The sequence below is a fragment of the Vibrio sp. RC586 genome (genome assembly GCF_000176715.1).
Classification (GTDB): domain Bacteria; phylum Pseudomonadota; class Gammaproteobacteria; order Enterobacterales; family Vibrionaceae; genus Vibrio.
The window spans coordinates 251,558-261,556 of record NZ_ADBD01000005.1 but is presented as its reverse complement, the minus strand read 5'-3'; the positions used below and the strand labels follow the sequence as shown (position 1 = coordinate 261,556).

Annotated in this window: 6 protein-coding genes, 1 tRNA gene and 2 rRNA genes; 3 read left to right on the top strand and 6 right to left on the bottom strand. The window is 46.8% G+C overall.

Translation table 11 applies throughout. The features are described 5' to 3' along the window. The 3 genes from VOA_RS14340 to VOA_RS14350 all read left to right on the top strand — a co-directional run. Positions 1-671: ribosomal RNA gene (locus VOA_RS14340) — 23S ribosomal RNA — on the top strand; the annotation flags it as partial. Positions 672-781: 110 nt separating this feature from the next. Next, positions 782-897: ribosomal RNA gene (rrf, locus tag VOA_RS14345) — 5S ribosomal RNA — on the top strand. Between the two features lie 30 nt (positions 898-927). Beyond that, positions 928-1,004 (top strand) — tRNA-Asp (locus VOA_RS14350). Between the two features lie 321 nt (positions 1,005-1,325). On the opposite strand, the gene add is transcribed toward VOA_RS14350, so the two are convergent. From add to glnA, 6 genes are all read right to left on the bottom strand, one after another. Further along, entirely contained in the window at positions 1,326-2,330 is a 1,005-nt protein-coding gene (add, locus tag VOA_RS14355) for an adenosine deaminase (RefSeq protein ID WP_000633267.1), read from the bottom strand. Between the two features lie 97 nt (positions 2,331-2,427). Then, positions 2,428-4,953 (bottom strand): bifunctional diguanylate cyclase/phosphodiesterase, encoded by a 2,526-nt coding sequence (locus VOA_RS14360; RefSeq protein WP_001130574.1) that lies wholly within the window; start codon positions 4,951-4,953, stop codon positions 2,428-2,430. Positions 4,954-5,012: 59 nt separating this feature from the next. Next, a complete protein-coding gene (glnG, locus tag VOA_RS14365; RefSeq protein WP_000086396.1) occupies positions 5,013-6,413 on the bottom strand; it encodes a nitrogen regulation protein NR(I) in 1,401 nt (466 codons plus the stop codon). Between the two features lie 9 nt (positions 6,414-6,422). Next, entirely contained in the window at positions 6,423-7,481 is a 1,059-nt protein-coding gene (gene glnL / locus VOA_RS14370) for a nitrogen regulation protein NR(II) (protein WP_000990791.1), read from the bottom strand. A 137-nt stretch (positions 7,482-7,618) separates the two neighbouring features. Continuing rightward, positions 7,619-8,206, bottom strand: coding sequence for a DUF4124 domain-containing protein (locus tag VOA_RS14375; RefSeq protein ID WP_001191968.1), 588 nt, complete (start codon positions 8,204-8,206; stop codon positions 7,619-7,621). Positions 8,207-8,384: 178 nt separating this feature from the next. Further along, positions 8,385-9,794: a glutamate--ammonia ligase gene (glnA, locus tag VOA_RS14380; protein ID WP_000110153.1), complete on the bottom strand. Its 1,410-nt coding sequence runs from the start codon at positions 9,792-9,794 to the stop codon at positions 8,385-8,387. Positions 9,795-9,999 lie beyond the last annotated feature (205 nt).

Below are 9,999 nucleotides of genomic sequence, written 5' to 3'. Positions count from 1 at the left end.
GTGGGTAGTTTGACTGGGGCGGTCTCCGGCCCAGAGAGTAACGGAGGAGCACGAAGGTGGGCTAATCACGGTTGGACATCGTGAGGTTAGTGCAATGGCATAAGCCCGCTTAACTGCGAGAATGACGGTTCGAGCAGGTGCGAAAGCAGGTCATAGTGATCCGGTGGTTCTGTATGGAAGGGCCATCGCTCAACGGATAAAAGGTACTCCGGGGATAACAGGCTGATACCGCCCAAGAGTTCATATCGACGGCGGTGTTTGGCACCTCGATGTCGGCTCATCACATCCTGGGGCTGAAGTCGGTCCCAAGGGTATGGCTGTTCGCCATTTAAAGTGGTACGCGAGCTGGGTTTAGAACGTCGTGAGACAGTTCGGTCCCTATCTGCCGTGGGCGTTGGAAGATTGAAGGGGGCTGCTCCTAGTACGAGAGGACCGGAGTGGACGAACCTCTGGTGTTCGGGTTGTGTCGCCAGACGCATTGCCCGGTAGCTAAGTTCGGAATCGATAACCGCTGAAAGCATCTAAGCGGGAAGCGAGCCCTGAGATGAGTCTTCCCTGATACTTTAAGTATCCTAAAGGGTTGTTCGAGACTAGAACGTTGATAGGCAGGGTGTGTAAGCGTTGTGAGGCGTTGAGCTAACCTGTACTAATTGCCCGTGAGGCTTAACCATACAACACCCAAGGGGTTTTGTAGTGGACTCAAAGCTAAGCGCATAAGAATGTGTGTGAGAACGAAGACAGCTTTCCAGATTATTCTCTAGAAATAGAGAGAAAGAATTTGCTTGGCGACCATAGCGTTTTGGACCCACCTGACTCCATCCCGAACTCAGAAGTGAAACGAAACAGCGTCGATGGTAGTGTGGGGTTTCCCCATGTGAGAGTAGAACATCGCCAGGCTTTAATTTAGCACCAAGCGCTAGCCAATGCGGAGCGGTAGTTCAGTTGGTTAGAATACCGGCCTGTCACGCCGGGGGTCGCGGGTTCGAGTCCCGTCCGCTCCGCCACTTATTTGAGAAACCCAGTCTTCGGACTGGGTTTTTTGTTATGGGGAGAAAGCACTATCACTCCGATACTCTTACTCCTCCCTCGAGGTCTTATTCTCATCTTCTTCTTTCTTATCTTCTTTTTCTATTTTGTACACCAGTATCCTTTTATCAACGCTGTTGCACTTTAATTCAAATGACCGTTTAGCAGTTGCTTGCGTGCAGAGGAATACGTTTTGTGCCGTTTACCTAGAGTTATCACAATTTGGGGATGTAGAATTGAGATAACAAAAAGCCGATGGCTGAGCATCGGCTTGTAAAGGTGTAAGTAATAAAAGGGTTTTAGCCACGCAGAGCGGCTTTAGCTAACAGGGCTTTTTTATCTGAATCGGAGAGGAATGCTAATTCCAATCCATTGATTTGTGCTTGGCGAATCTGCTGTTGGCTTAAGCCTGCTTGAGGTGCCACAACTTCGTATTCGTAAGGTAATTCGATGCCTTCTACTGCTGGGTCGTCGGTGTTAATGCAAGCTAGAATTCCATGCTCTAAAAAGCGTTTGAGAGGGTGAGTTGCTAGGCTATCGACCGTGCTTGTTTGCAGATTAGACGTTAGGCAAGATTCGATACCGATACGATGCTGAGCGAGGTAATCCATCAATTTGGGATCATGGATTGCTTTTACACCATGGCCAATGCGTGTTGCGCCAAGCTCTTTAATGGCTTGCCACATGCTTTCAGGACCTGCAGCTTCACCTGCATGGACGGTAACCTGTAATCCGGCATCTCTGACTTGTTTGAAATGTTGGATAAAGCGGTCACCGGGTTGTCCCAGTTCATCTCCGGCCAGATCGACCGCCACAATGTGATTTTTTTGGCTTAGGATCGCATCGAGTTCTTGTTGGCAAGCATCGGTGCCAAAGGTGCGGCTCATGATGCCGATAAGGTTAGCTTGGATGCCAAAATCACGCACACCAGCTCGAACCCCATCCACTACCGCTTCCACTACACCTGCAATAGGTAGACTATGTTTCATCGCCATGTAGTAGGGAGAGAATCGCAATTCGGCATAGTCAATTCGTGCATTGAGGGCATCTTCGACATTTTCATAGGCTACACGGCGGCAAGCATCGAGATTTCCTAGCACCGCAACTCCCCAATCAAGTTTCGAGAGAAAGGCCACCAGAGATGGCTCAGCTTCGACAATTTGCACATAAGGCGTAAGAGTTTCAATGGTGTTTGCTGGCAGTTGAACACCAAATTTCTGCCCTAATTCGAGAATGGTTTGCGTTCGAATATTTCCGTCAAGGTGGCGATGCAAATCGGTTAAAGGGATGGATGAAGTTATCATTATTGTTGTCCTTATTAGTATTTGCCGTTAAGTATAAAAACCAATCGATAGACTGTCAGCTAACGAAAGAACGGAAAGGAACTTATTTTGTTTCACTTTACTTCATGTTAACCAGATCTGTTGGCCAATCTTGATAAGCAATAGGTTTGCTGAATAGAAAACCTTGCCCACGCGGGCAACTCAATTGGGTAAGTAAATCTACCTGTTCTTGGGTTTCAATGCCTTCCGCAACCAACTCTACTTTAAAACCCCGAGTCATGTTGACGATGGCGGCAACGACACTGTTGTCGAGATTGTGATTATTGAGCTGAGCGATGAACTCTCGATCAATTTTGAGACAATCAAAAGGTAATTTATGCAGATAGGCAAGGGAGCTGTAGCCGGTTCCAAAGTCATCGATGGCGATATGAATCCCTGCTTTTTTCAATTCAAGCATGTTATGCAAAATGACGGGATCGTTGCCAACGATACGTGATTCTGTAATTTCCAATGTTAAATTGGCGGGTGGGAGTTTGGATTCTTCGAGCACGTGGTACAACTGTGCCATGAAATCGGGATGGGAGAGTTGGTTGACCGATAAGTTGACGTGGATATGAAAACTGGCTGGCCATTTGTTATCGGCAATGCCTCGTACTGTATCGATGCAGGCTTGACGTAGAATCTGCTCACCAATCGCATTAATTAACCCGCTTTCTTCTGCGAGGGGAATAAACTCCATAGGAGGGATCAAACCCAATTCAGGGGATATCCAGCGTGCAAGGGCTTCGGCTCCTAAGACTTCCCCACTGTGTAAATCGACAATCGGTTGATAAAAGGGGACAAACTCTTGGTTGTCGAGTGCGAGTTTGATCTGAGTGATCATTTGCATTCGTTTACGTGATGCATCAGCCATTTCTGGTGTGTAGAAACTGATATGAGTGTGGTCGGCTTTGGCGTTGCTAAGGGCAATGCTGCCATTGCGTAGCCAGACTGTCATATTGGCTTCTGTGAGGTTAACGATCCCGATAGAAACGTTCACGGCGATGTTGTCATTCGGCATGCTAAATGGGGAAGCAAAGAGTTTGAGTATGTCTATGGCCAAATTTTTCAATTCATCCTGCTGATTGACATTGGGCAGGTAGATAGCAAATTCATCGCCGCCAATTCGAGCGATCAGGGCTGGAGCAGGAAAGGTTAATTTGAGTCGCTGCGCAATGGCGATGAGTAGCTGGTCTGCTTGCTGATGTCCAAGGCTATCGTTGATATCGCGGAATTTATCGATACCAATCAGTATCAGGCCACCATTAAGGTGAGAGAGTTTGCTGCAACTCTCAATCATGCCCTCACGACTGAGTAATTGGGTGAGTGAATCGTAAACTAGCTGAGAATGTAAGGCTTTGAATGAGGCTTTAAGGTTATTGGTCATTTCTATAAAGGCTTGCACGAGCAAGCTCGTTTCATAAATATTGCCCGGTTGCGGCATGCTTGCGGCCCAATCACCTTGTGCAAGTTGGCGAGCAGCAGAGGCGGTAGAAATGATAGGATTCGCCACACGATTTAATGCAATAAGGCCGAGAAGTAGGCCGATAAGACTGACTAATAGCCCGATTGCCCAACTGGTTTTCTGATTTTCAGGCAAAGAGCCGAGAAGGTCTCGCTCAGCAATAGAAACACTTATATACCAGGTTAGGCCATATTGGTCGCTGTACACTGAGGCTTGATTGAAATAGCGCTGTTGGTTGACATAAGTGGTAAAAATGCCACTGTTAAGACCATGTTTGGCCCACAGCTCAGCGCTACTACGGATGATAGGATTGCGATTTTCACTGGCGAGAAGCCTCTCCCCTTTGGGGCTAGACAGTGTCCCCCGAGACACGACACTGCCATCACTTGAATGAGCGATCAAACGTTGTTGCTCATCCATCACATACACATCAGCATTCATGCGCTGCTTTAACTCTGCTAGAAACTGATTGAAAGTATTCAACTTCACATCAGAGACCATCACACCGACAAAGGTTTTATCCTGAAAAATCGGACTTAATGCTGAGAGTGTAATCTCCTGCTTTTCATCCATATTGGTGTAGATGGATGACCATTGCGGTATGGTTTTTTCGGCAACAGGGATATACCAAGGGCGAATACGTGGGTCGTAATTGTCTATGATGGAGCGAATATTCTGATCAACGATCGAGGTTTGATAAATGACTAACTGATCATCGGTGCGAGCATCTTTGAGCATTAAGCTGTACAGTTCAGGCATATCTTTTCGTAAGCCGACATACTCACCATTGATTCCACCAAAACCTAGCACATCAATTTGTGGAATATTATTGCCAATCGGTTTGGCAGCCGCGCGAATGAAGTCTTCGATTTGACTTGCGTCATTGGGTTTATAGAGATGATGAAAACCCACATTGTATGCAATCATTTGATTTGCAAAGAAAGGACGATGCAAAAAATCTGACAAGCGTTGAGTAATACTATCGGTCAGATAAGAGAGCTGCTTGGTACTGAGTTCTTTCACCGTCTGCTCATAGCGGTAGGTTTGCACCGCAGCCATGGCTAAGATCATGAACAGAAAGATCAGGATAAATGGCAATATGATGGCAGTTTTTAGGCGTATTTTACGATTTAACGGCATACCCTTCTCTTATCTTTCACATCCTGTGCAGTTAGCAGGGTAGGCCGTCAAACGGACACTTAATACAACTCTTTGAGTTTACGTGTCAGTGTGTTTCGTCCCCATCCCAGCACCTTGGCGGCTTCTTGTTTATGCCCATTGGTGTGGTTCAGTGCCGCTTCTAAAAGTATACGTTCAAATTCGGGGAGCGCGTAGGTGAGGAGTTCTGTCTCACCGGAAGCCAATGCTGACTTCGCCCAAGTATCTAATTGCTTTTGCCAACTTATATCATTATCAAAATGATTGGCTTTTTTTTCTGATATTAATTCGGAAGGAAGATCACTTGGTAGAACCTCACTACCACTCGCCATCACAGTAAGCCAGCGGCACATGTTTTCTAATTGGCGCACATTCCCCGGCCAGTCTAACTTGGTGAGAATATCAATGGTTTTCGGGTTGAGTGTTTTCATCTCAACGCCTAATTCTTTGGACGCCAATGTGAGAAAGTGTTTGGTGAGTTTTTCGATATCCTGCCGGCGTTCACGCAGAGAGGGAATATGAATCCGGATAACGTTGAGTCGATGGAATAGGTCTTCACGGAATTTTCCTTGATGAACAAGTTTCTCAAGGTTTTGATGAGTTGCCGCGACAATTCGTACATCCACTTTCAGTGCAACATGTCCGCCAACGCGATAAAACTGGCCATCTGCTAACACACGCAAGAGTCGGGTTTGAATATCGAGTGGCATATCGCCAATTTCATCGAGAAATAAAGTGCCGCCATTGGCTTGTTCGAAGCGCCCTTGGCGCACGGTGTTAGCTCCGGTGAAGGCTCCTTTTTCATGGCCAAATAACTCAGATTCGATGAGATCCTTCGGAATGGCGGCCATATTCAGCGCAATAAATGGCTTCTGTGCGCGAGGACTGTGCCGATGTAATGCCTGTGCGACCAATTCTTTGCCGGTACCCGATTCACCGTTGATGAGCACTGAAATTGAAGAGCGTGATAGGCGACCGATAGCTCGAAACACTTCTTGCATTGCGGGAGCTTCACCTATGATCTCTGGCGCCGAATAATTTTCATTAGGGCGATGGGATGTTTTGCGTTGCTCTTGACCGTGAGCAATGGCTCGTTCGACTAAGGTGAGCGTTTCATCGACATCAAAAGGCTTAGGGAGGTATTCAAACGCGCCCTGCTGATAAGCGTTGACGGCAGCATCCAGATCGGAATGTGCGGTCATGATGATCACTGGGAGTTCAGGAATACGCTCATGTACTTGATTGAGCAGGGTAATGCCATCCATGCCCGGCATACGAATATCGGATACCAAAACGTCAGGTGTCTCCCGCTCAAGCGCCAATAGCACACTTTCTGCATCGGCAAAGGTTTCGCATTTTATATTGGCGGAAGAGAGGGTTTTCTCCATTACCCAGCGGATGGAACTATCGTCATCAACAACCCAAACGTATCCTCTACTCATAGACAGTCCTTAACAGCAATTCAAAATGGGTAAATAAATGGTAAATGTGGTGCGGCCTGGCCAACTTTGCACCTCGATTTTTCCCTGATGTTGATCAATCAGGTTTTGTGAAATGGATAGCCCTAGACCGGTGCCCCCCTCTCTCCCACTGACCATTGGATAAAACAGCGTGTCTTGCAGTTCGGGAGGAATACCTGGGCCATTGTCGATAATCTCAATGCTGGCCGCGAGTTTATAGCGCTGACCATGGATATTGGCTTGATGCACCGTTCTGGTGCGTAGCGTGATCACGCCATGCGGTTGATTCGCTAAGATCTGAGCTGCATTACTGACAATGTTTAGTAATGCCTGCTCGATTTGGTCTGTGTCCATCAAGATATTGGGCAGGCTTGGGTCATAGTCACGTTCAAACGTAAGATTCTCACCGGTTTCTAATTCAACCAGTTGACGCACTTTTTCCAAAATTAAGTGCAGATTTTCCCACTTTTTCTCTCCTGGGCGCTGCGGTCCTAATAGACGATCCACTAAGCTTCGTAAGCGATCAGCTTGCTCAATAATGATCTGGGTATACTCAGTGAGAGCTGGATCGGGCAGCATACGTTCTAACAGCTGTGCCGCGCCTCTCAACCCCCCCAATGGATTTTTGATTTCGTGAGCTAACCCTCTGACCAATAACTTGGCGGCTTGTTGCTGGGCGTGTTGATTCAGCTCTTGAGTCAGTCTGCGTTGCTGTCCGATGGTACGCATTTCAGCCAGTAGCAGTAACTCTTTTTGCCAAGAGACGGGACTTATCGTGACTTCGAGCAGTAATGGTTTGCCATCAATCACTAAGGTGACATCACTATCAGTAATGCTTTGCCCACTTTGCAGTGGTTGGGTGAGCAATTGGAGGTCGAGTGATGAGTGCTGTACGAGTTGTTGAAGTTGCTGGTTGAGTAAACGCTTCGCACTTTGTGAAAACAATTGTTCCGCAGCAGGATTTGCGTAACGGATCACCAGTGCCTCATCGAGAATAAATACCGATGTGACCTGATTATTGATGATAGTTTGGCTCAGTTCTGCGTTCACACTTATTCTCACTCGATAATCTAGCTTGATGTTGCAATGCACAAAGTTGGTGCATTGCAGCAGCAGTATGGCGCAAGGGAGTGCAAACCAAAAGAGCAATTCCCTAAGCAATCGAGCGAGTGGTCACATCTTATTTGTTATTTCACTGTCGCTCGATGCAGATGCACCGTGATGATCGATGAAGATGCAATAATCTTGCCGTTTTCAATCGCTTGAATAGTGAAGGTATGAGTTCCGCGATCGATGTTTTTTAATTCCCATATCGGTTGATTGGTTGGGGCGCCATAAGGTCGACCATCCATCATCAATTGCAGTTGTTCACCAACCGCTAGTTTTCGATTGAGTTCTGAACGAATGATGATGGTGCCGCTGTTATTGCGTACGGTGTCATCATGTTTTGGAGAGATTAACGTGACTTTTAAAGGCTCAAGCACTTGGGGTTCTGGCGGTGTTGCATCGGTTTGCTCAGTCGGAGAGAGAGCCGCATTGCTGAGCTCAGCTTCGGCCTGCGTTTCTTTGGCAACCGGTTGGGTTGAGTCAAAACTTGGCGCAGGGGCTTGAGCTTCATAATCAGGTAAATGGATGGATTTCGCTTTGTCACTTTGTGGGCTGTCACTAAAGTGGCGAACGCCATTGTCATCGACCCAAGTATAGACATTTTGTGCGGCGAGCTGAGGAACCCATAGCAAACTGATGAGCAGCCAAAGGGGACGAGACGATTGCATATATCACCTCAAATATTATGAAGGTTTCGCTTTATGGATCATGGGTTTATACCCATGATGAAATTTGTAAGCTACATGTTAAAACGAACCATGAGAGGACTAAATATGCAAAAGGCTCGCCTGCGAGGCGAGCCTAAATATTGATGTAACCTAAGTTACCTTTTACACAGACTGAGAATTAAACTGAGTAGTACAGTTCGAATTCAAGTGGGTGTACAGCAACGTTCACGCGCTCTACATCTTTGGTTTTCAGCTCGATGTAAGAGTCGATGAAATCATCAGAGAATACTCCGCCAGCGGTTAAGAACTCACGATCTGCATCCAAGTATTGCAGAGCTTGTTGTAGAGACTCTGCCACTTTTGGAATCTCTGCTGCTTCTTCTGCTGGTAGATCGTACAGATCTTTATCCATTGCTTCTCCTGGGTGGATCTTGTTCTTGATACCGTCAAGACCTGCCATCAGCATAGCTGCAAACGCCAAGTATGGGTTGGCTGCTGGATCTGGGAAGCGAACTTCGATACGACGTGCTTTCGGGCTTGGCACCACAGGGATACGGATAGACGCCGAACGGTTACGCGCAGAGTAAGCGAGCATTACTGGTGCTTCATAGTGAGGAACCAGACGCTTGTATGAGTTGGTGGATGGGTTAGTGATTGCGTTCAGCGCGCGAGCGTGCTTGATGATACCACCGATGTAGTAGATCGCCATTTCAGACAAGCCGCCGTACTTGTCACCTGCAAACAGGTTAACGCCATCTTTCGCCAGAGATTGGTGAACGTGCATACCTGAACCATTGTCGCCAACTAGAGGTTTAGGCATGAAGGTCGCTGTTTTGCCAAATGCATGAGCCACGTTATGAACCACGTACTTGTAGATTTGGATTTCATCCGCTTTCACAGTCAGTGTGTTGAAGCGCGTTGCGATTTCATTCTGGCCCGCTGTTGCTACTTCGTGGTGGTGTGCTTCCACAACCAATCCCATTTCTTCCATGATCAGACACATCGCTGAACGGATGTCTTGTGATGAGTCAACGGGAGCAACTGGGAAGTAACCGCCTTTTACGCCAGGACGATGACCTTTGTTACCATCTTCGTATTCAGTACCTGTGTTCCATGCCGCTTCTACGTCGTCAATTTTGAAGAATGAACCAGACATGTTGGTTGCGAATTTCACATCGTCAAACAGGAAGAACTCTGGCTCTGGACCAACAAGAACGGTGTCTGCGATACCGGTAGAGCGCATGTATTCTTCCGCACGCTTTGCGATAGAACGTGGGTCGCGATCGTAACCTTGCATAGTCGCCGGTTCTAAGATGTCACAACGGATGTTCAGCGTAGCATCTTCAGTAAATGGATCGAGCACAGCAGTCGATGGGTCTGGCATCATCACCATGTCGGATTCGTTGATACCTTTCCAACCTGCAACAGATGAACCATCGAACATTTTACCGTCTTCGAAGAAGTCAGCATCGATTTGGTGAGCAGGGATAGAGATGTGCTGCTCTTTACCTTTAGTATCGGTAAAACGCAGGTCAACAAACTTAACTTCGTTTTCTTGGATCAGCGATAGAACATTTTCTACTGACATCTTGGATAACCTCCGGTGTTAATAAACGGTATGGGCTCGAGCCTTAAATAAAATTGGCAAAGATTACTACGTTGTACTAAGGGTAACCGATGCTGATATTACTTAAGCGAAAAGTGTGCCATGTTTATAAATACAATATAAATCATGGTTTTGTTTAAGTGTTTGCTGATTTTTGACGCGTGATTGCACCAAAAAGATCCTGGTT

What these genes read in the sequence shown, in the direction of transcription:
- glnG (WP_000086396.1), bottom strand. Translation starts at nt 6,413, where the DNA reads ATGAGTAGAGGATACGTTTGGGTTGTTGATGACGATAGTTCCATCCGC.
- add (WP_000633267.1), bottom strand. Translation starts at nt 2,330, where the DNA reads ATGATAACTTCATCCATCCCTTTAACCGATTTGCATCGCCACCTTGAC.
- VOA_RS14375 (WP_001191968.1), bottom strand. Translation starts at nt 8,206, where the DNA reads ATGCAATCGTCTCGTCCCCTTTGGCTGCTCATCAGTTTGCTATGGGTT.
- VOA_RS14360 (WP_001130574.1), bottom strand. Translation starts at nt 4,953, where the DNA reads ATGCCGTTAAATCGTAAAATACGCCTAAAAACTGCCATCATATTGCCA.
- glnA (WP_000110153.1), bottom strand. Translation starts at nt 9,794, where the DNA reads ATGTCAGTAGAAAATGTTCTATCGCTGATCCAAGAAAACGAAGTTAAG.